This window comes from Pseudomonas sp. SH10-3B (genome assembly GCF_019891415.1).
GTDB lineage: Bacteria > Pseudomonadota > Gammaproteobacteria > Pseudomonadales > Pseudomonadaceae > Aquipseudomonas.
Genome location: NZ_JAFLXD010000043.1, coordinates 32,498 through 54,622 on the forward strand (window position 1 = coordinate 32,498; position 22,125 = coordinate 54,622).

A 22,125-nucleotide genomic window follows, 5' to 3' on the forward strand; every position below is an offset into this window, starting at 1 on the left:
CTTGGGTAGCAATCCGCTTGCAAGTGCTGGCGCAACGCCGCATCTCAGGTCGCGATTTATCTGTCTGATTACTAAGCACTTTATCGAGGTCATAGGTTTCACCCGGCATGTGTGGCACACTTTCTGCTGTATATTCCGTTGTTACATACTAAGTTCCGGTATAGCGGAATACACAACTCCTGGAGTGCTTGTCATGCATCACCGACCTTCCGTGTTTAAAGCGTGTGTTTTTCTCTTCGCCGCATCGGCTTCCCTCGCAGGCATCGTGCAGGCGGCGGACAGCAAGCTCGATGATGTGCTCAAGCGTGGGCACCTGATCGTGGGTACAGGCAGTACCAATGCGCCGTGGCACTTCCAGGGAGCGGATGGCAAGTTGCAGGGGTTTGATATCGACATCGGCCGCATTGTGGCCAAGGGCTTGTTCAACGACCCGAGCAAGGTCGAGTTTGTGGTGCAGTCCTCCGACGCACGCATTCCCAACCTGCTGACCGACAAGGTCGACATGAGCTGCCAGTTCATCACCGTCACCGCCAGCCGTGCGCAGCAAGTGGCGTTCACCCTGCCGTACTACCGCGAAGGCGTGGGCCTGCTGCTGCCGAACAACAGCAAGTACAAAGAGATTGAAGACCTGCAAGCGGCCGGTGATGGCGTCACCGTGGCTGTACTGCAGAACGTCTACGCCGAGGAATTGGTGCACCAGGCACTGCCCAAGGCCAAGGTCGACCAGTACGACAGCGTCGACCTGATGTACCAGGCGGTGAACTCCGGTCGCGCCGATGCCGCCGCCACCGACCAGTCCTCGGTCAAATACCTGATGGTGCAGAACCCCGGCCGCTATCGCAGCCCTGCCTACGCCTGGAGCCCGCAAACCTACGCGTGCGCGGTCAAGCGTGGCGACCAGGATTGGCTGAACTTCGTCAACACCGCGCTGCATGAAGCCATGACCGGTGTGGAGTTCCCCACCTACAAAGCCTCGTTCAAGCAGTGGTTTGGTGTGGACCTGCCGGAGCCTGCGATTGGTTTCCCCGTCGAGTTCAAGTGATTCGTGAAAACCGGGGCGCCGTCAACGGCGCCCCCATCAGGTACTGCTGACCATGAACTATCAGTTGAACTTTGCCGCCGTGTGGCGTGATTTCGACACCTTGCTGGCGGGGCTCGGTCTGGGCCTGCAACTGGCATTGCTGTCGATCGCCATCGGCTGCGTGATCGGCCTGTTGATGGCGTTTGCCATGTTGTCCAAACACCGCGCGTTGCGCATCTTCGCCTCGGTGTATGTGACGGTGATCCGCAATACGCCGATCCTGGTGCTGATCCTGTTGATCTACTTCGCCTTGCCCAGCCTCGGCATCCGCCTGGACAAGATTCCCTCGTTCATCATCACCTTGTCGCTTTACGCCGGTGCCTACCTGACCGAAGTGTTCCGCGCCGGGCTGTTGAATATTCCCAAGGGCTTGCGCGAAGCAGGGCTGGCCATCGGCCTCGGCGAATGGCGGATCCGCGCCTATATCACCGTGCCGGTGATGCTGCGTAACGTGCTGCCCGCGCTGTCGAACAACTTTATCTCGCTGTTCAAGGACACCTCCCTGGCCGCCGCTATCGCGGTGCCCGAGCTGACCTATTACGCCCGCAAGATCAACGTCGAAAGCTACCGGGTGATTGAAACCTGGCTGGTCACGACCGCGCTCTACGTGGCGGCCTGTTACCTCATTGCCATGCTGCTCCGTTACCTGGAACAGCGTCTGGCGATCCGTCGTTAAGGAGAGTTTCCATGTACGAGTCCCCCAGCTGGCTGCATGAGTTGTGGATCGCCCGGGATACCCTCTGGGCGGGGTTTCAGACCAGCATTTATTGCTCGGCGCTGGCGATTATCTTTGGCACCCTGATTGGCATATTCGCCGGGCTGGTGTTGACCTACGGCAAATTCTGGATGCGTGCGCCGTTTCGCCTGTATGTCGACCTGATCCGTGGCACCCCGGTGTTTGTGCTGGTGTTGGCGTGTTTCTACATGCTGCCGGCCCTGGGCTGGAAGATCACCGCGTTCCAGGCCGGCGCCGTCGGGCTTACGCTGTTCTGCGGCTCCCACGTCTCGGAAATCGTGCGCGGTGCGCTGCAAGCCATTCCCCGGGGGCAACTGGAAGCGGGCAAGGCGATTGGCCTGACGTTCCAGCAGTCCCTGGCCTACGTGTTGTTGCCCCAGGCGTTGCGGCAGATCCTGCCGACCTGGGTCAATTCCTCGACGGAAATCGTCAAGGCCTCGACCTTGCTCTCGGTGATCGGCGTCGCTGAATTGCTGCTGAGTACCCAGCAGGTGATCGCACGTACCTTCATGACCCTGGAGTTCTACCTGTTCGCCGGGTTTCTGTTCTTTGTCATCAACTACGCCATCGAGTTATTCGGGCGCTACATTGAAAAGCGGGTGGCCTTGCCATGAACCAACCTCAAACAACCGAGCCGCTGCTGAATATCCGCGGCCTGCGTAAACAATACGGCGAGGTCGAAGTGCTCAAGGGCGTCGACCTGTCCATGCAGCGCGGCAACGTGGTGACGTTGATCGGCTCCAGCGGCTCGGGCAAGACCACCCTGTTGCGTTGCGTCAACTTGCTGGAAGAATTCCAGGGCGGGCAGATCACCCTGGATGGCGAGTCCATCGGCTACAGCGACATCGGCGGCAAGCGCGTGCGTCACCCCGAGCGCGTGATCGCACAGCACCGAGCGATGACCGGCATGGCGTTCCAGCAGTTCAACCTGTTCCCGCATTTGAGCGCGTTGCAGAACGTGACTCTGGGCTTATTGAAAGTTAAGAAAATGCCTAAGGACGAGGCGGTGGCACTCGCGGAAAAATGGTTGGACCGTGTAGGACTTTTGGAGCGCCGCAATCACTTCCCGGGCCAGTTGTCCGGCGGCCAACAGCAGCGTGTAGCGATTGCCCGCGCCATTGCGATGAACCCCAGCCTGATGCTGTTCGACGAAGTCACCTCGGCCCTCGACCCGGAACTGGTAGGCGAAGTGCTCAGCGTGATCAAGGGCCTGGCAGAGGAGGGCATGACCATGTTGCTGGTCACCCACGAAATGCGCTTTGCCTATGAAGTCTCGGACAAGATCGTCTTTATGAACCAGGGCCGGATTGAAGAGCAGGGCTCGTCGAAGGACATCTTCGAGCGGCCGCAATCGCCGCGCCTGGCGGAATTTCTCAAGAACATTCGTTTTTAATCAGGAGCATATTTTTATGAGCATCACTCGTTACGGTGCCGGCAGTACTGCCGGCGGTGGCCAGCCTCGTCCCTTCGCCCGCGCGGTGGAAGCGGACGGTTGGTTGTACGTCTCGGGCCAAGTGCCTGCGGTGGACGGCGAAATCATCACCGGCGGGATCATCGAGCAAACCCGGCAGACCATGCGCAATGTGGTGGCAATCCTCGAAGAAGCCGGCTACGAGTTGAAAGACGTGGTGCGGGTGGGCGTGTGGCTGGAAGACCCGCGGGACTTCTGGAGTTTCAACAAGGTCTTCGGCGAATACTTCACCCCGGAACACGCCCCGGCGCGGGCCTGTGTGCAGGCCAACATGATGGTGGATTGCAAGGTCGAGATTGATTGCGTGGCCTACAAGAAAAAGGGCTAAATTGCCCGGATCTTGAGACCACAACAGGTTCAATGTGGGAGGGGGCAAGCCCCCTCCCACAGGGGATCTCTGCCAGACCATAGCATTTTGACGGGACCAGACACTGCCATGACCGAAGACACCATCAAACGCCGCGCCAAAGGCCTGGACCGTGCATTCGATATCCTCGATTTTCTCAAGGAAATCGGCCAGCCCCTGCGCCCGAATGATATTGCCAGCGGCATCGGCAGCCCCAAATCCACGGTCTACGAACTGGTTGCGTCCCTGCTTGAGCGGCGCATCCTCGAAACCGTGGGCAAAGACGGTCACGTCTACCTCGGCCGTCAGCTGTACTTCCTCGGCCAGGCGCATCTACGCCATTTCGACCTGACCCGCGAGGCCGACCATGCTTTGCAGGAGATCGTCAGCCAAACCCACGAGACCGCGCAGATGTGCCTGCTTAACGGGCGCAAATACACGGTGGCGCTGATGCGCGAAGGCGAGCGGCATTTCCGTATTTCCTCGGACATCGGTGAAAACGCGCCCATTCCGTGGACAGCCTCCGGGCGCCTGTTGCTGGGGCACTTGAGCGACCAGCAGATCATCGACCTGATCGACCACGACGACTTTATCCTGCCGGATGGCCAGCGCCTGCCGCTGGAGACCTTCCTCGCGCAAATCCGCCAGGCCACCCTCGACGGGTTCTTTTCCTTCGACAGCGTGGCTGACACCTTTACCCACTGCTTTGCCGCCCCGGTCCGGGACGCGCAGGGCGTCAGCATTGCGACGCTGTGCATCGTCGCCCCACGGGCCGATGCGAGCAAAAACTACAACGACTATCGCCGGGTGCTGATCGACAGCGCCAACAACCTGGCCCGTCGCATCAACGAATAGGAGCATTTCATGTCTGCCATCAATGCCGTTGAAAAGGGCGCCGCCGCGGTCGGTGCCTACCTGGTCCGTGACGTCAGCCTGCCTGCCCTGGTGCTGCACCGCGACGCCCTGGAGCACAACATTCGCTGGATGCAGGATTTCGTCAGCAACAGCGGCGCCGAACTCGCGCCCCATGGCAAAACCAGCATGATGCCCGCGCTGTTCCAGCGCCAGATCGCCCAAGGTGCCTGGGGCATCACCCTGGCCAACGCAGTGCAGACCCGCGCCGCGTATGCCGGTGGCGTGCGCCGTGTGCTGATGGCCAACCAACTGGTGGGGGCGCCGAACATGGCGTTGATTGCCGACCTGTTGGCCGACAAGGATTTTGACTTCCACTGCATGGTCGACCATCCGGACAACGTCGCTGACCTGGGGCTGTTCTTCGCCGCTCGTGGCCTGCGCCTCAACGTGATGATCGAGTACGGCGTGGTCGGCGGCCGTTGCGGTTGCCGCAGCGAGCAGGAGGTGCGCGATCTGGCCAAGGCGATCAAGGCCCAGCCGGCCCTGGCGCTCACCGGGATTGAAGGCTACGAAGGAGTGATTCACGGCGAGCACGCCATCAGTGGCATCCGCGACTTCGCCGCGAGCCTGGTGCGCCTGGCCGTGGACCTGCAAAACAATGGCTCCTTCGACCTGCCCAAGCCCATCATCACCGCGTCGGGCTCGGCCTGGTATGACCTGATCGCCGAGTCCTTCGAAACGCAAAACGCCGCCGGCCGTTTCCTCAGCGTATTGCGCCCCGGCAGCTACGTGGCCCACGACCATGGCATCTACAAAGCGGCGCAATGCTGCGTGCTCGACCGCCGCAGCGACCTGCATGAAGGCCTGCGCCCGGCCCTGGAAGTCTGGGCCCATGTGCAGTCGTTGCCTGAGCCGGGTTTTGCGGTGATCGCCCTGGGCAAGCGCGACGTGGCCTACGACGCCGGGTTGCCGGTGCCGCTCAAGCGTTACCGCGCCGGGATCCTGACCGCCGAAGGCGATGACGTGAGCGCCTGCACCGTCACCGCCGTGATGGACCAGCACGCCTTCATGACCATAGCGCCGGGGGTAGAGCTGCGCATCGGCGACATCATTTCCTTTGGCACCTCGCACCCTTGCCTGACCTTCGACAAGTGGCAGGTCGGTTGCCTGGTGGATGAGCAGTTGCAGGTGATTGAGTCCCTGGAAACCCGTTTCTGAGTGTAAAGCCATGACCACCACCCATCCCCGCATCGCCCTGATCGGCGAATGCATGATCGAACTGCAACACCGCGCCGACGGCAGCCTGCAACAGAGCTTCGGTGGCGACACCCTGAACGCGGCGGTGTACCTGCGCCGTGAGCTGGAGGATATCGGCACGGTGGACTATGTCACCGCCCTGGGCGATGACAGCTTCAGCGACGCCATGTGTGCGCACTGGGCCGAAGAAGGTCTGGGGCTGAGTAAGGTCCAGCGCTTGCCCGGACGCTTACCGGGTTTGTACTGCATCCAGACCGATGCCAACGGCGAACGCAAATTCCTCTACTGGCGCAACGAAGCGGCCGTGCGTGACTGCTTTACCACGCCGGCGGCCGTACCGATCCTGGCGGCATTGCCGGACTACAACGTGGTGTATTTCAGCGGCATTACCCTGGCGGTGCTGGGTGAAGTCGGGCGCCAGCGCTTGCTCGAAGTGCTGATCGAAACCCGCCGGCGTGGCGGCGCAGTGGTGTTCGACAACAACTACCGGCCGCGACTGTGGGCCACGGTGGACGTTGCCCGTGAGGCTTATCGCACAGTACTGGCCGAGGTGGATATCGCCTTGCTGACCGAAGATGACGAACGCGCGTTGTTTGGTTATGCCGACAGCGAACAGGTGTTCGCGGCGTACCCGGCGATTGCGGAAGTGGTGCTCAAGCGCGGTGCGGATGCGTGTTTGATTCGTTGCGACGGCGAGCGCTTTGTTGTGCCGGCATTGAAGGTGGAGAAGGTGGTGGACACCACGGCGGCGGGGGATTCATTCAGCGCGGCGTACCTGGCCAGTCGGCTCAAGGGTGGTTCGCCGCAGGAGGCCGCTTTGGCCGGGCATCGGCTGGCGAGCCGGGTTATCCAGGTGCCGGGTGCGCTGATCCCCAGGGAGTAGGTGAATGGCCGCCTGCGGCGGATCGGGGGCAAGTCGAATCGTCGCACAGCCCCTCCCACATTTGAACGCATTTCATCTGGAGGAATGCGATCCCCTGTGGGAGGGGGCTTGCTCCCGATAGCGGTCTTAAGTCAACGCCTCAGTCGCGGTAAAACACCTGCACCAGGTGATACCCAAACTTGCTCTTGATCGGCCCGTGAACCACCTTCACTGGCTTCTTGAAGATCACCGCATCAATCACCCCGACCATCTGTCCCGGCCGCACTTCGCCCAAATCGCCCCCGCGTTTGCCGGACGGGCAGGTGGAGTACTTCTTGGCCAGCACATCAAAGGCTTCGCCCTTGGCAATGCGCTGCTTGAGTTGTTCGGCTTCTTCGCTGGTTTTCACCAGGATATGACGGGCTTGGGCTTTCATTGATCTCTACCAGGTGTGCGACGGCGCGCGATTATGCCTTAACTGCACCATCAACGCTGATCATGCTGCGGATTTTGGTCGCCAGCACGTCGACGGAAAACGGCTTGGCGACCATGTCCATGCCGTCCTCCAGGAAGCCCTGGCGCTCGGCGGCTTTTTCCGCGTAGCCGGTCATGAACAGCACCTTCAGGCCCGGCCGATGCTGGCGGGCGATCTCTGCCAGTTGACGGCCGTTCATACCGGGCAGGCCGACGTCGGTCACCAGCAGGTCTACGCGCAAATCCGACTCCAGCAACGGCAGCGCCGCACGCGCATCCGCTGCCTGGTGCGCGGTGTAGCCCAACTCGTCGAGCACATTGACCACCAGCATGCGCACCGCCGGGTCGTCTTCGACCACCACCACCGCTTCGCCGGCAAGGGCTACCGGGGCTTCGCCCAAATGAGTGGGCAGGCTGCTCTCCAGGGCGGTGCCGTGCAGGCGTGGCAGGTATAGGCGCACGCAGGTGCCCTGGCCCGGTTCGCTTTGGATGGTCACATGGCCACCGGACTGCTGGGCAAACCCATAGATCATCGACAGCCCAAGGCCCGTGCCCTGGCCGATGGGTTTGGTGGTGAAGAACGGGTCGAACGCCTTGGCGAGAATCTTCGGCGCCATGCCGCTGCCGTTGTCACACACGCCAAGCATCACATAGTCGCCGGCCCTGACCGGTTCGAGGGTGGTGATGTCGGTGCCGTCCAGGTAACTGTTGGCGGTTTCGATCAGCAGTTCGCCGCCGTCGGGCATGGCATCGCGGGCGTTGATCACCAGGTTGAGCAGGGCGTTTTCCAATTGGCTGGCGTCGGTGTTGACCGGCCAGATGTCGTGGCCCAGTTGCACCTTGAGCGTGATATGTGCGCCCTTGGTGCGCTGGAACAGTTCCTCCAGGGACGCCACCAGCTGGTTGGGGTCCAGCGGGCGAAGGTCCAGCGACTGGCGCCGCGAGAAGGCCAGCAGGCGGTGGGTGAGGGCGGCTGCGCGATGGGCCGAGGACACGGCGGCGTCGGTGAAACGGCCGATCTCCTCGCTGCGCCCGGCGGCGATGTAGCGCTGCATCAGGTCCAGGCTGCCGATGATGCCGGTGAGCATATTGTTGAAGTCATGGGCGATACCGCCGGTGAGTTGGCCCACGGCTTCCATCTTCTGCGCATGGCGCAGGGCATCTTCGGCGCGCTCACGCTCGAACATCTCGTTTTGCAGGCGTTCGTTGGCTTCGGCCAGCGCCTGGGTGCGCTGGGCCACGCGTTCTTCGAGGTTCTCGTTGAGGTGACGAAGGGCTTCTTCGGTGAGTTTGCGTTCGGTTTCATCGATCACAAAGATGTAGAAGCCGTTTACCGAGCCGTCATTGCTGAAGCGCGGCAGGTATTTCATCAGCGCATGACGCGGGCGACCATCGCGATGGGGGGTGATGGTCATGAAACTGCAGGCCTTGCCCTTGAGCGCGGCGGCGATCTTGTCTTCGCGCCCGGCGTACACCTCGTCGCCGAGTACCTCGCGGATGGTCTTGCCGTACAGCTCCTGGGGCGTCATGCCGTACCAGTCGAGGTAGGCGCTGTTGTTCAGGCGAAAGCGCTGCTCGTGGTCGACGTAGCCGATCAGTACCGGCATGGCGTTGATGATCAACTGCAGCTCGGTCTGGCTTTGGCGCAGGGCTTGCTCGGTATGCTTGCGCTCGGTGAGGTCGAGTGCCGCGCCGAGGAAACGCGCCGGGCGGCCCTGGTGATCCTTGTAGCAACGGCCACGGGCAAACACCCAGCGCACCTGGCCGTCGGCTTGTTGCAGGCGGTATTCCTCGGCGTATTCGGTGCCATGGGTGATGCAATGCTTGATGCTGCGCGTCACCGTGCCCCGGTCTTCGGGATGCACGCCCAGCAGGTAGTCGCTGATCGGCAACTGGCCGGACGCGCTCGGGTCGACGCCGTGCAGGTAGGCGAAGTGCGCGTCGGCGATAAAGCGGTCTTCGCCAATATCCCAATCCCAGGTGCCCACCGCGTCGGTGGCGGCCAGGGCCAGTTGCAGGCGCTGCTCGGTGTTGTGCTGGGCCCGGCGGCGCTCGTTGGTTTCGATGGCCGTGACCAGGATGCCGGCCACGCGGGCGCTTTCGTCGCGGATGGGGCTGTAGGTCAGGTCCAGCCAGATTTCAGTGTCGCGATTATTGCGTTGCAGGACGAAGCGCTGCTCGCTGAAGGTGCGCACCTGGCCGGTCAGCACGGCGTCGTAGATCGGTGCGGTGAAGCTTTCGAGTTCCGGCCAGCTCTGGTGCGCCGGCTTTCCCATGGCCTCGGGGTGTTTATTGCCCGCCAGCAAGGCGAAGCCGTCGTTGTAGAGTTGGGTCAGTTGGCTGCCCCACAGCAGGAGCATCGGCATCGGTGAGTTGACCACGATATCCACGGCTGTGCGCAGGCTTTGCGGCCAATCATTGGCCTCACCGAGGGGGCTTTGGGCCCAGTCCAGCCGCGCAATCAATGCAGCGGCTTCGCTGCCGGTGGTTGTTCCCTTCATAAAAAGCCCTGAGCGTAACGCTTTGAAAAATGACAACACCCATTATCCCGTGGGACACCGATGGATGACTACCCTCGAAAAATAGCATGCATTGGGGGTTTGTCTTCAAATGAGTGCTTCAGGGCTGAAACCTTTCATCCCTCGGCCAGTTCAGGGCGGTCGCGGAACTGCTCCAGCGCCTGCGGATTGGCCAGTGCGTCGGTGTTTTTCACCGGCTCGCCGTGCACCACGTTACGCACCGCCAGTTCGACGATCTTGCCGCTGATGGTGCGGGGGATATCGCTGACAGCGAGGATTTTCGCCGGCACATGGCGCGGCGTGGTGTTGGCGCGGATCACCTGGCGGATGTGTTGCTCCAGGGCGTCGTCCAGCATCACGCCGTCATCCAGGCGCACGAACAGCACCACCCGCACATCGTCCTGCCAGCGTTGGCCGATGGCCAGGCTTTCCAGCACCTGCGGGACTTTTTCCACCTGGCGATAAATCTCCGCAGTGCCGATGCGCACGCCGCCCGGGTTGAGCACTGCGTCGGAGCGGCCGTGAATCAGCAGGCTGCCGTTGGCGCGTTGCTCGGCGTAGTCGCCCTGGGCCCATACGCCGGGGAACTGACTGAAATACGAGGCGCGCAGCTTCTGCTGGTCCGGGTCGTTCCACAAGCCGATGGGCATCGCCGGAAAGTGCCGGGTGCACACCAACTCGCCTTTTTCCCCGACCAACGGCCGGCCTTGGTCGTCCCACACCTCGATGGCCATCGCCAGGCTCTTGCACTGCATTTCCCCGCGCCGCACCGGCAACACCGGGTTACCGATCACAAAGCAGGAGACGATATCGGTGCCCCCAGACATTGAGGACAGGCACAGCTCGGCCTTGATCTCGCGGTACACGTAGTCGTAGCTCTGGGGCGACAGCGGCGAACCGGTGGAAATCAGCCCCTTGAGGCTGCCCAAGTCATGGCTCAGGCGCGGTTGCAGCCCGGCCTTTTCCAGGGTGACGAGGAACTTGGGACTGGTGCCGAACACGCTGATCTTTTCCGCGTCGATCAGGTCGATCAGGCGTTCCGGGCCGGGGTGGAACGGCGAGCCGTCATACAGCACCGCCGTGGCGCCGATTGCCAGCATCGAGACCAGCCAGTTCCACATCATCCAGCCGCAGGTGGTGTAGTAGAACAGACAGTCCTCGCGAGACAGATCCGCGTGCAGGCCGTGTTCCTTGAGGTGGGTAAGCAGCACGCCGCCGGTGCCGTGGATGATGCATTTGGGCACGCCGGTGGTGCCGCTGGAATAGAGGATATACAGCGGGTGATCGAACGGCACCGCGACGAACTCAGGCTCGCCGCCGGGTTGGTAGAAGTCGCTCCACAGCGCGACGCGGGCCTGGGTTTTATAGTCCTCGACGCATGCCTGGGGCCGTGCATACGGGACGATGATCAATTGTTCCAGGGACGGCAGGCGTTCGAGGATCTCATTGAGCTTGGCGCTTTGGTCGATGGTTTTACCGGCGTAGCGGTACCCGGCGCAGGTGATCAGCACCTTGGGTTGGATCTGGCCAAAACGGTCGATGACACCTTGGGTGCCGAAGTCTGGTGAGGAGCACGACCAGATCGCGCCCAGGCTGGTGGTGGCGAGCATGCCGACCAGGGTTTGCCAGGTGTTGGGCATGCAGGCGGCCACCCGGTCACCGCTGCCGACACCGGCCGCCCGCAGGCTGTCTTGCAGGCCGGCGACATGGGCAGCCAGCTCGGCGTAGGTGAGTTGTTCGCGCTGGCCGTCTTCACTGATCGCGACCACGGCCGGGTGATCATCGCGACGGCGCAGCAGGTGCTCGGCAAAGTTCAGGGTCGCGCCGGGGAACCACTGGGCGCTGGGCATCTCGGCATCTTCGATCAGCACCGCGCTGGGCGGGCTGCGAAACTGCACCTCGAAGAACGTGACGATCGCCTGCCAGAAGTCCGGGCGCTGGTCGATGCTCCACTGGTGCAGGGCCGGGTAGTCGGCGAGCTGCACGCCGTGGCGATCATTGATAAAGCGTCGAAACTGGTCCATCCGCGTGTTGCGGATGCGTTCCGGGGAGGGTTGCCAGAGGATCTCGGACATCAGCAAGGTCTCTTGTTCTTGTAAAAATCTACCCGTCAACATAGGTCAAATGTGGGAGAGGGCCCCCTCCCACACTGATTTTCAGTGTCTGGTTTATTGGGCCAGCCAGCCGCCATCAATGTTCCACGCCGCCCCCCGCACCTGCGCACCGGCCTCGCTGCACAAGAACAGCACCAGCTCACCCAGCTGCGACGGCGTCACGAACTCAAGCGACGGCTGTTTCTCCGCCAGCAGATCATGCTGCGCCTGCTGCGGATCGACGCCATTGGCCACGCGATCATCAATCTGCTTCTGCACCAGCGGCGTCAACACCCAGCCGGGGCAGATTGCATTGCAGGTCACGTTGCTGGTGGCGGTCTCCAGACCCACCACTTTGGTCAAGCCGATCACGCCGTGCTTGGCGGCCACATACGCGGCCTTGCCCACCGAGCCGACCTGGCCGTGCACCGAGGCGATGTTGACGATACGCCCCCAACCCTTGGCCTTCATGCCTGGCAGGCTCAAGCGCGTGCTGTGGAACACCGACGACAGGTTGATCGCGATGATCGAGTCCCAGCGCTCCACTGGGAAGTCCTCCACCGCCGCCACGTGCTGGATGCCGGCGTTGTTGACCAGGATGTCGACGCCGCCGAACTCACGCTCGGCGTAGGCGAGCATGTCGGCAATCTGCGCCGGGTCGCTGACGTCCGCCGGGTGATGGCCGACCTTGCCGCCAAACGCTTGCACCTGGGCGACCACCGCGCTGGCGTCGCCGAAGCCGTTGAGGATCAGGTTGGCACCGGCCTTGGCCAGGCTCAGTGCGATACCCAGACCGATGCCGCTGGTGGAGCCGGTAACCAGGGCGGTCTTGCCGTTCAAAGTCGTCATGAAAACCTCACACAATGCCGGTGGCGTAGAAAGTACCGATCACCACGAACACCGCGAGGGTCTTGATAATCGTGATGCCGAAAATGTCCTTGTAGGCTTCGCGGTGGGTCAGGCCGGTCACCGCCAGCAGGGTGATCACCGCGCCGTTGTGGGGCAGGGTGTCCATGCCGCCGCTGGCCATGGCCGCGACCCGGTGCAGCACTTCAAGGGGAATATTGGCCGCATGGGCCGCCGAAATAAAGCTCTCGGACATGGCCGCCAGGGCGATGCTCATGCCGCCGGACGCAGAGCCGGTGATACCGGCCAGCAGGGTCACGGTAATCGCTTCGTTGACCAGCGGGTTGGGGATGCCCTTGAGCCAGTCCGCCAGGACCAGAAAGCCCGGCAGCGAGGCGATCACTGCACCGAAGCCGTATTCGGACGCGGTGTTCATCGCCGCCAGCAAGGCGCCGCTGACCGCACTTTTACTGCCTTCGGCGAGCTTGCTTTTGATCGCTGACCAGCCAAACACCAGCACCATGATGATGCCCACCAGCAACGCCGCCTGCACCGCCCAGATCGCGGTGAGCTTGGCGATTTCAGTGGTTATCGGTGCGCTCATGCCCGGCAGGCTGAGGCTGTGGGTCTTGCCGTACCACTGCGGGATCCAGTGGGTGAACAGCAGGTTCATCACGCCCACCAGAATCAGCGGCGACAGCGCGATCCACGGGTTGGGCAGGGCAATGTTCTCGGCGGTCTCCGGCTCGTTGCGCAGTTCGGTACCGTAGCCTTCACCGGCGCGTTGTGCCTTGTTGCGCTGGCGCGCCAGGTAGAGCATGCCGGTGCAGAACACGAAGATCGTGCCGATCAGCCCCAGCCACGGCGCGGCCCAGGCGGTGGTGTTGAAGAAGGTGCTGGGGATGATGTTCTGGATCTGCGGCGTGCCGGGCAGGGCGTCCATGGTGAACGAGAACGCACCGAGGGCGATGGTCGCCGGGATCAGGCGCTTGGGGATATTGCTCTGGCGGAACATCTCCGCCGCGAACGGGTACACCGCAAACACCACCACAAACAGCGACACGCCGCCGTAGGTGAGCAGGGCGCAGACCAGCACGATCACCAGCATGGCCTGGCGGGTGCCGAGCAGGCGGATCGCTGCCGCCACGATAGAGCGCGAGAAGCCTGACAGCTCGATCAGCTTGCCAAACACCGCACCGAGCAGGAACACCGGGAAATACAGTTTGATAAAGCCGACCATTTTCTCCATGAACACCCCGGTAAAGGCAGGGGCGACGGCGGACGGGTCGGTGAGCAGCACGGCGCCGAGGGCGGCGATGGGGGCAAACAGGATAACGCTATAGCCACGGTAGGCAGCCAGCATCAGCAACGCGAGCGCTGCCAGGGCAATGATCACACTCATGGTGTGTCTCCATCGGATTGTTATTGTTGTGGGTGAAGCGGTGGGGAGGGCTATAGCGAGATGTGTGCCATGTTTTCAAGTTATTGAAATATATAGATATTTTTTAATTTCTTTCGAGTGTTTTTGAATGCTGTCTCAATTTAGAGACAAATGAAGACCAAATGTGGGAGGGGGCTTGCTCCCGATAGCGGTGCATCAGCCAGTAAATATGTTGACTGACCTGATGCTATCGGGAGCAAGCCCCCTCCCACAGGGAGTGTCTTTCTATGGAGAATTTTGTCTCTTTTTGGAGATCAGGCAATCCCCAGTGCCACCATTTTCTTGTACAGCGTCGACCGCCCCAACTCCAATCGCCTGGCCGCCTCGACCACATTGCCGTCACACGCCCTGAGTGCCGCCGCAATCACCTGCCGATCAAACCGCTCCCGCGCCGCGGCAAACGTCTCACCCTCAACCGTGTCCACCGCACCGCGTTCCACCGGGCTGAACGTGCCAATCGCCGTGCGAATCTCCTCAGCGTTCAACACCAAGTCATCGCTCAGCAACGCCGCCCGCTCCAGCACATTACGCAGCTCGCGGATATTCCCCGGCCACGCATGTTGCGCCAACAGCGCCAGGGCTTCGCGGTCCAGTTCATGCTGGCTGCGCAGTTCCTCGAGGATCGCTTCGCTCAACGCCGGAATATCCTCCAGCCGCTCACGCAGCGGCGGCACCTGGATCGGCAACACATTCAGGCGGTAATACAAGTCCGCACGGAACTCACCGCGCTTGATCGCCGCTTCCAGGTCCATGGAGGTGGCCGCGATCACCCGCACATCGCTGTGCAGCATCTCGTTGGAACCCACCGGTTCGAATTCCTTTTCCTGCAACACCCGCAGCAGCTTGCTTTGCAGCGGCAGCGGCATATCGCCGATTTCATCAAGGAACAGCGTTCCGCCCTGGGCAATCTGGAATTTACCCGGACGGCCCTTGCGATCGGCGCCGGTAAAGGCGCCCGGCGCGGTGCCGAAGAATTCGGCTTCCAGCAGGTCATGGGGAATCGCCGCGCTGTTGATGCTGACAAAGGCCTTGTGCGCACGCGGTGAGGCGCCGTGGATCGCCTGGGCGAGCAGTTCCTTGCCGGTGCCGGTCTCACCGAGCAACAGCACCGGCGACTCGGCGCTTGCGCTGCGCCGTGCACGGCGTTTGACTTCCAGGCTGGCGGCGCTGGTGCCGATAAAGTGCGCGAAGTTGTACTTGCTCTGGCGTGAGCGCAGCAACGAGCGGGTGGAGGCCAGTTCCTGCTGCATGCTCAGGTAGCGTTCGATCAGCGGCGACAGGTTGCGCAGTTCATCGAACAAGGCAAAACCAATCGCGCCAATCACGGCACCGGCATCGTTGTGGATCGGCAGGCGCATCACCACCAACGGGCCTTTGGGGGTGTCCTGGATGTCCAGCAGAATCGGCCGGTCAGTGCGCACCACTTGGCGCAACAGGCTGTTGGAAATCACCCGCTCGCACGGCTGGCCGATGGCCTCATCGGCACTGTTGAGGCCGAAGCGCTTGGCGTAGCGCTCGTTCATCCAGACGATATTGGCGTCGCGATCGACAATCACCGTGCCTTCGCTGGACTGCTCGATGATCTCGAACAGCGACTGGATCGCCAGGCCGCGAACCTGTTGGTAGTCCGTCAGGCTGGTACTCATGACGACAGCCCGCCGGCCGCCGCCAGGAGTTCTTTGGTATACGGGTGCTGCGGCGCCTCGAAGACTGCATGGCTCGGCCCGCGCTCCACCACCTTGCCGTCCTTGATCACGATCATGTCATGGGCCATGGCGCGCACCACGGCGAGGTCATGGCTGATAAACAGGTAGGTCAGGCCGTATTTTTCCTGCAACTCGCGCAGCAACGCCACGACCTGCTTCTGCACGGTGCGGTCGAGGGCGGAGGTGGGTTCGTCCAGCAGCATCAGCGCCGGCTTGAGCACCAGCGCACGGGCGATGGCGATGCGTTGGCGCTGGCCGCCGGAGAATTCATGGGGGAAACGATGGCGGCTGGCCGGGTCGAGGCCCACGTCCCTGAGCACCTGGATCACTTGCGCATCGCGGTCGGCCACGCTGCATGGCGCATGCACTTCCAGGCCTTCGCTGATGATCTGCTGCACCGACATGCGCGGGCTGAGGCTGCCGTAGGGGTCCTGGAACACCACCTGCATCTGCTTGCGCCACGGGCGCATTTGCTTGTGGTTGAGCGGGTCGAGGGCCTCGCCCTGGAAACGGATGCTGCCGGTGGAATCCAGCAGGCGCAGGATCGCCTGGCCCAAGGTGGACTTGCCCGAACCGGACTCGCCGACAATCCCTAGGGTCTTGCCGCGCTGCACGCTGAGGCTGATGCCATCCACGGCGCGCAGGTAGGTCTTGCGCCGGAACAGGCCGCCGCCAAGGGGGAATTGCACGCTCAGGTCGTTCACTTCCAGCACGGTCTCCCGTGGGTCGCTGCACAGCACATCGCCGGACGGCTCGGCGTCCAGCAACAGGCGGCTGTAGGGGTGTTGTGGTGCCGTGAACAAGGTCTCGCAGTCAGCCTGCTCGACAATCTCGCCGGCACGCATCACGCATACGCGCTGGGCAATGCTGCGCACCAGGTTGAGGTCATGGCTGATCAGCAGCAGCGACATGCCCAGGCGTTGTTGCAGGGACTTGAGCAGCAGCAGGATCTTGCGCTGCACGGTCACGTCGAGGGCAGTGGTGGGCTCGTCGGCAATCAACAGCTCCGGCTCACAGGCCAGGGCCATGGCGATCATCACCCGTTGGCGTTGGCCCCCGGAGAGTTGGTGCGGATAGGCCTTCAGGCGTTCCTGAGGTTTCTGGATGCCTACCAGTTCGAGCAATTCCAGGATGCGCGCCTGCGCCGCCTTGCCGCCCAGGCCCTTGTGCAGCAGCAGGGTTTCGCCGATCTGTTTTTCGATGCTGTGCAGCGGGTTGAGGGAGGTCATCGGCTCCTGGAAGATCATCGCAATGCGGTTGCCGCGCAGTTTCTGCAAGGTCGACGCCGAGGCGCCGATCAGTTCCTGGCCGCGATATTTCACGGAGCCGCGGGTGTCGGTGCCGGCTTCGGGCAGCAGTTGCAAGATCGAGTGCGCCGTCACCGACTTGCCCGAGCCGGATTCGCCCACCAGCGCCAGGCACTCGCCGGGACGGACGTCCAGGCTCAGGTTGCGCACCACGGTCTGGCCGCTGAACGCGACGCTGAGGTCGCGGATTTCGATCAGGTTCATACGCAGTCACTCATGAGCGTGGGTCGAAGGCATCACGTAATGCCTCGCCGATAAAGACCAGCAGCGACAGGATCAGCGCCAGGGTGAAGAACGCCGTCAAGCCCAGCCACGGCGCTTGCAGGTTCTGCTTGCCCTGGGCAATCAGCTCGCCCAATGACGCACTGCCCGCAGGCATGCCGAAACCGAGGAAATCCAGGGCGCTCAGGGTGGAAATCGCCCCAGTGAGGATAAACGGCAGGTAGCTCAAGGTGGCGGTCATGGCGTTGGGCAGGATGTGCCGGCGAATGATCTTGCCGTCGCCCAGGCCCAGCGCCCGTGCGGCCTTGACGTACTCCAGGTTGCGCCCGCGCAGGAACTCGGCGCGCACCACATCCACCAGGGCCAGCCAGGAAAACAGCGCCATGATCCCCAGCAACCACCAGAAGTTCGGCTCGACAAACCCCGACAGGATGATCAGCAGGTACAGCACCGGCAGCCCGGACCACACTTCAAGGATGCGTTGGCCGAGCAGATCCACCCAGCCGCCGTAATAGCCTTGCAAGGCCCCGGCGGCGATGCCGATGGCGGCGCTGATCGCGGTGAGCGCCAGGGCAAACAGGATCGACACCCGCGCGCCGAAGATCACCCGCGCCAACACATCCCGCGACTGGTCATCGGTGCCCAGCCAGTTCACCGTCGAGGGCGGGCTGGGGGCCGGGCGGGTCAGTTCGTAGTTGGGCGTGTCGTCGCTGAACGGGATCGGCGGGAACAGCATCCAGCCGCCGTCCTGCTTGATCAGCTTTTGCACGTAGTCACTGCGGTAATCGGCCTGGAACGGCAGTTGCCCGCCGAACTGCTGCTCGGTGTAGCGCTTGAAGACGGGGAAATACAGCTCGTTCTTGTAACTGAGCACCAAGGGTTTGTCATTGGCGATCAACTCGCCGCCCAGGGTCAGGATAAACAGGCCGATAAACAACCACAGCGACCACCAGCCGCGACGGTTTTTCTTGAACCGTTCGAAACGTCGACGGGCCACGGGAGACAGGTTAAGCATCAGGCGTTCCTCGCGGCGAAGTCGATACGCGGGTCCACCAGGGTGTAGCAGAGGTCGCCGATCAGTTTTATCAAGAGCCCGAATAACGTAAAGATAAACAGCGAGCCAAACACAACCGGGTAATCCCGGGAGACGGCGGCTTCGTAGCTCATGCGACCGAGGCCATCGAGGGAGAAAATCACTTCGATCAGCAGTGATCCGGCAAAGAACACGCTGATAAACGCCTGGGGAATCCCCGAGATCACCAGCAGCATGGCGTTGCGAAACACATGGCCGTACAGCACCCGTCGTTCGCTCAAGCCCTTGGCGCGGGCGGTCACTACGTACTGGCGCGTGATTTCATTGAGGAACGAGTTTTTGGTCAGGATGGTCAGGGTGGCGAACCCGCCGATCACCAGTGCGCTGACCGGCAGCACCAGGTGCCAGAAGTAGTCGGCGATCTTGCCCACGGTGCTCAGCTCGGCGAAGTTTTCCGAGACCAGCCCGCGCACCGGGAACCAGTTCAATGACGTACCACCGGCGAACACCACGATCAGGAACATCGCGAACAGGAACGCCGGCATCGCGTAGCCAATCACAATGGCGGTGCTGCTCCAGACATCAAAACTGCTGCCATGGCGCACCGCCTTGCGAATGCCCAAGGGGATCGACACCAGGTAGGTGATCAGCGTTGCCCAGAGGCCGAGGGAAATGGTGACCGGCATCTTTTCCAGGATCAGGTCGATCACGGTGGCGCCGCGAAAGAAGCTGTTGCCGAAATCCAGCTGGGCGTAGCTCTTGAGCATCAGCCACAGGCGTTCCGGCGCGGGCTTGTCGAAGCCGTATTGTTTTTCGATGTCCTTGATCAGTTTCGGGTCCAGGCCACGGCTGGCGCGGGAGCCGCTGCTGACAGCGTCGCCGGACGAACCGCCGACTGCGCCGCCGCCGATGCCTTGCAGGTGAGCGATGGCTTGCTCCACCGGCCCGCCGGGTGCGGCCTGGACGATCACGAAGTTGACCAGCAGGATGATCACCAGCGTCGGGATGATCAGCAGCAGGCGCCGCACAATATAGGCAAACATCAGCGAGCTCCTGCGCGTTTTTTCAACTCGGCGTTCATTTGTTCATTTGTTCATTCGTCAGCGGGGTAGGGCTGATTTCCCACCAGGTTTCCAGGGCTTCGTCATTCCTGGCCTCGATGGCCGGGCGGCCGAAGCGGTTCCACCAGGCGGCGGAAGTGCCGGGCGGGTAGTAATTGGGGATCCACAGGTAATTCCATTGCAGCACCCGGTCCAGGGCGTGGGCATAGGTGAGCATCTGCGCTTGGGTGTCGGCCTTGACCAGGCCCTTGATCAGGCTGTCGACGGCCGGGTCCTTGAGCGCCATGTAGTTGTTGGCGCCCGGATCGAATGCGGCGGTCGAGCCGAAGTAGTTGTACAGCTCCATGCCGGGCGACGTGGTCACCGGGAAGCCCGTCACGATCATGTCGTAGTCGCGGGCCATCAAGCGGTTGACGTATTGCGAAGAGTCGATGCGGCGGATGTTCAAGGTGATGCCGATCTGTGCGAGGTTGCGTTTGTACGGCAACAACAGGCGCTCCAGCCCGTTCTGGGCATTGAGGAAGGTGAACTCCAGCGGCTCGCCCTCGGCGTTGACCAGTTTGTCGCCGTCTGGCTTCCAGCCGGCGTCTTCCAGCAGGGCCAGGGCTTGCAGTTGCTTGTCACGGATCATGCCGCTGCCATCGGTGACTGGCGCCTTGAACACTTGGGTGAACACCTCGTCGGGAATCTGCCCGCGCAAGGGTTCGAGAATCGCCAGTTCTTGCGGGGTGGGCAACTGGGTGGCGGCCAGCGGGCTATTGGAGAAGTAGCTTTGCTGGCGGATGTACAGGTTGCGCATCATCTGCCGGTTAGCCCATTCGAAGTCCCACAGCATCGCCAGGGCCTGGCGCACGCGGCGGTCCTTGAACATTGGTTTTTGCACGTTGAACACATAACCCTGGGCCGGTTGCGGCATGTCCTTGGCCAGGTGCGCGCGTTGCAGGCGGCCATCGTCCAGGGCCGGGCCGTTGTAGCCGATGGAATAGCCGGTGGCGGAGAACTCACGGTTGAAGTCGTAGGCGCCCCCGCGCAATACCTGGCGGGCCACTTCGGTGTCGCCGAAGTACTCCAGGCTCAGGTGATCGAAGTTGTACAGGCCGCGGCTGACGGGCAAGTCCTTGCCCCACCAGTCAGGGTCGCGGGTAAAGGTGATGGTGCTGCCCGAGTCGATCTTGCTGACCTTGTACGGGCCGCTGCCCAGGGGGGCTTCGTAGCCGCCGCCGTTGGCGAAGTCGCGGGTTTTCCACCAGTGCTCGGGGAATACCGGCAGGGTCGCTACATCCAGGGGCAGGGTGCGGTTTTCATTGCTGGAAAAATCAAAACGGACCTGGCGCGGGCCTTCGACTTCGACGTGCTTGACGTCGGCGAACAGCGTGCGAAAGCGCAGGCTGCCTTGGGTCATCAGCAGGTCGAAGCTGTAGCGCACGTCTTCGGCAGTGATCGGCTTGCCATCGGCAAAACGCGCCTTGGGGTTGAGGAAGAAGCGCAGGGACAGGCCGTCCTCCGCGCGCTCCATCTTCTCTGCAACCAGGCCATATACCGTATAGGACTCGTCCAGGGAGCGCAGGGCCAGGGGCGCATACAGCCAGCCGTCGACCTGGGAGACGCCGATGCCTTTGTCGATATACGGCAGCACATGGTCGAAACGCCCGATCTCCAGCGCCGAGCGCCGCAGGCTGCCACCTTTGGGGGCGTTGGGGTTGGCGTAGTCGAAATGGCTGAAACCGGCGGGGTACTTGGCCGGCTCGCCGTACACGGTCATGGACGGTTGGGGCGCCGCGATCACGGCGCTGCTGGCCAGTAACAAGGCCAGGGAGGTACTGAGCAGTCTGGAAAAAGCCAATCGCATTGTCAGCCTTGAACGCCGGGTGAAGAAGAATAGGGATTTGTACGCTAACGGCATCAGCGTCGCCAGTCGTCACATGCACAACGGCCCACCAAGAGGCGGGCCGTTGTTTCAAGCAGCAGCGCGGACTGGATCAGTCCTGGCGGCTGGTGACTTCCAGCAGGTGGTAGCCAAACTGGGTTTTCACCGGGCCTTGCACGGTGTTGACCGGGGCGCTGAAGACGACGGTGTCGAATTCCTTGACCATCTGGCCTGGACCGAACGAACCCAAGTCACCGCCTTGGCGGCTGGATGGGCAGCTGGAGTTGGCTTTGGCGATTTCTGCGAAATCGGCGCCGCCTTCGATTTGGGCCTTGAGTTCGTTGCACTTGTCTTCAGTGGCAACGAGGATGTGACGGGCGGTGGCTTTGGCCATGGGGATTAACTCCTTGAGTAAAAACGGTGAGCGTACCGGATTCAGGCGGTTATTTCCTGGCAAAGTTCCGCTGGGGTTCAGGTTGGGGCGTTGGGCTTGGGTATTGGCGTGATGGAGTGAGATCCAGAGCAGACTGGTATCTACCTGATGCATAGAGATCACATGTGGGAGGGGCGGTGCGACGATTCGACTTGCTCCCGATGGCGGCCTGACAGCCGACCAGGATGTTGGATCAGACCGAGTGCATATCGGTTGCTGCGGTAATGGAGTGAGATCCAGAGCAGACTAGTATCTACCTGATGTATGGAGATCAAATGTGGGAGGGGCGGTGCGACGATTCGACTTGCCCCCGATGGCGGCCTGACAGCCGACCAGGATGTTGGATCAGACCGAGTACATATCCGTTGCTGCGGTAACGGCCACCTATGGTTCCGCTCTTACAGCGGCTCACTTTTGGAGGGACCCAAAAGTAAGCAAAAGGTCCTCGCCCCAACACTCGGCACCTCGCCTAGGCTCGGTGTGCCCTCACTCCGGCTTTGGAGCGTGGGCCGCCG

At 62.1% G+C, this 22,125-nt stretch carries 19 protein-coding genes; 8 read left to right on the plus strand and 11 right to left on the minus strand.

What is annotated here, in order from left to right:
* Positions 1-193: 193 nt before the first annotated feature.
* The 8 genes from J1G35_RS24700 (at position 194) to J1G35_RS24735 (ending at position 6,629) form a co-directional block, all read left to right on the plus strand.
* Complete coding sequence (locus J1G35_RS24700) at positions 194-1,042, plus strand: transporter substrate-binding domain-containing protein (protein ID WP_027608633.1); 849 nt, start codon at positions 194-196, stop codon at positions 1,040-1,042.
* 52 nt (positions 1,043-1,094) lie between these two features.
* A complete protein-coding gene (locus J1G35_RS24705; protein ID WP_065878346.1) occupies positions 1,095-1,757 on the plus strand; it encodes an amino acid ABC transporter permease in 663 nt (220 codons plus the stop codon).
* Between the two features lie 11 nt (positions 1,758-1,768).
* Entirely contained in the window at positions 1,769-2,431 is a 663-nt protein-coding gene (locus J1G35_RS24710; protein ID WP_223016265.1) for an amino acid ABC transporter permease, read from the plus strand.
* Entirely contained in the window at positions 2,428-3,210 is a 783-nt protein-coding gene (locus J1G35_RS24715) for an amino acid ABC transporter ATP-binding protein (protein ID WP_053128284.1), read from the plus strand. The genes J1G35_RS24710 and J1G35_RS24715 overlap by 4 nt, the downstream gene beginning before the upstream one ends.
* Positions 3,211-3,226: 16 nt before the next feature.
* Positions 3,227-3,616, plus strand: coding sequence for a RidA family protein (locus J1G35_RS24720; protein WP_010210958.1), 390 nt, complete (start codon positions 3,227-3,229; stop codon positions 3,614-3,616).
* A gap of 108 nt (positions 3,617-3,724) precedes the next feature.
* Positions 3,725-4,489 carry an IclR family transcriptional regulator gene (locus tag J1G35_RS24725; RefSeq protein WP_053128357.1) on the plus strand — a complete coding sequence of 255 codons (765 nt, stop codon included), beginning with the start codon at positions 3,725-3,727 and terminating at the stop codon, positions 4,487-4,489.
* Between the two features lie 9 nt (positions 4,490-4,498).
* Complete coding sequence (locus J1G35_RS24730) at positions 4,499-5,707, plus strand: amino acid deaminase (protein ID WP_053128286.1); 1,209 nt, start codon at positions 4,499-4,501, stop codon at positions 5,705-5,707.
* 10 nt (positions 5,708-5,717) lie between these two features.
* Positions 5,718-6,629 carry a sugar kinase gene (locus tag J1G35_RS24735; RefSeq protein ID WP_223016264.1) on the plus strand — a complete coding sequence of 304 codons (912 nt, stop codon included), beginning with the start codon at positions 5,718-5,720 and terminating at the stop codon, positions 6,627-6,629.
* A gap of 139 nt (positions 6,630-6,768) precedes the next feature.
* Here the strand turns inward: J1G35_RS24735 and J1G35_RS24740 are convergent, their stop codons facing one another.
* The 11 genes from J1G35_RS24740 to J1G35_RS24790 form a co-directional block, all read right to left on the minus strand.
* On the minus strand, positions 6,769-7,044 hold the full coding sequence (locus tag J1G35_RS24740) for a peptidylprolyl isomerase (RefSeq protein ID WP_010564624.1): 276 nt from the start codon (positions 7,042-7,044) through the stop codon (positions 6,769-6,771).
* Positions 7,045-7,075: 31 nt separating this feature from the next.
* On the minus strand, positions 7,076-9,583 hold the full coding sequence (locus tag J1G35_RS24745; protein ID WP_053128290.1) for a PAS domain-containing protein: 2,508 nt from the start codon (positions 9,581-9,583) through the stop codon (positions 7,076-7,078).
* A gap of 134 nt (positions 9,584-9,717) precedes the next feature.
* The gene (locus J1G35_RS24750) at positions 9,718-11,676 is read right to left on the minus strand and encodes an acetoacetate--CoA ligase (RefSeq protein WP_223016263.1); all 1,959 of its coding nucleotides are present in this window, start codon (positions 11,674-11,676) and stop codon (positions 9,718-9,720) included.
* Between the two features lie 93 nt (positions 11,677-11,769).
* Positions 11,770-12,543: a 3-hydroxybutyrate dehydrogenase gene (locus tag J1G35_RS24755; RefSeq protein WP_223016262.1), complete on the minus strand. Its 774-nt coding sequence runs from the start codon at positions 12,541-12,543 to the stop codon at positions 11,770-11,772.
* A 7-nt stretch (positions 12,544-12,550) separates the two neighbouring features.
* Complete coding sequence (locus J1G35_RS24760; protein WP_223016261.1) at positions 12,551-13,942, minus strand: GntP family permease; 1,392 nt, start codon at positions 13,940-13,942, stop codon at positions 12,551-12,553.
* Positions 13,943-14,235: 293 nt separating this feature from the next.
* The gene (locus J1G35_RS24765; RefSeq protein WP_223016260.1) at positions 14,236-15,627 is read right to left on the minus strand and encodes a sigma 54-interacting transcriptional regulator; all 1,392 of its coding nucleotides are present in this window, start codon (positions 15,625-15,627) and stop codon (positions 14,236-14,238) included.
* Positions 15,624-17,198: an ABC transporter ATP-binding protein gene (locus J1G35_RS24770; RefSeq protein WP_223016259.1), complete on the minus strand. Its 1,575-nt coding sequence runs from the start codon at positions 17,196-17,198 to the stop codon at positions 15,624-15,626. Before J1G35_RS24770 ends, J1G35_RS24765 begins: the two co-directional genes overlap by 4 nt.
* Positions 17,199-17,208: 10 nt before the next feature.
* Positions 17,209-18,231, minus strand: coding sequence for an ABC transporter permease (locus J1G35_RS24775; RefSeq protein WP_053128302.1), 1,023 nt, complete (start codon positions 18,229-18,231; stop codon positions 17,209-17,211).
* Positions 18,231-19,292, minus strand: a complete 1,062-nt coding sequence (locus J1G35_RS24780; protein ID WP_053128304.1) for a microcin C ABC transporter permease YejB — start codon at positions 19,290-19,292, stop codon at positions 18,231-18,233. Before J1G35_RS24780 ends, J1G35_RS24775 begins: the two co-directional genes overlap by 1 nt.
* A gap of 34 nt (positions 19,293-19,326) precedes the next feature.
* Positions 19,327-21,159, minus strand: coding sequence for an extracellular solute-binding protein (locus tag J1G35_RS24785; protein ID WP_223016258.1), 1,833 nt, complete (start codon positions 21,157-21,159; stop codon positions 19,327-19,329).
* A 130-nt stretch (positions 21,160-21,289) separates the two neighbouring features.
* Positions 21,290-21,571 carry a peptidylprolyl isomerase gene (locus J1G35_RS24790; protein WP_044274278.1) on the minus strand — a complete coding sequence of 94 codons (282 nt, stop codon included), beginning with the start codon at positions 21,569-21,571 and terminating at the stop codon, positions 21,290-21,292.
* Positions 21,572-22,125 lie beyond the last annotated feature (554 nt).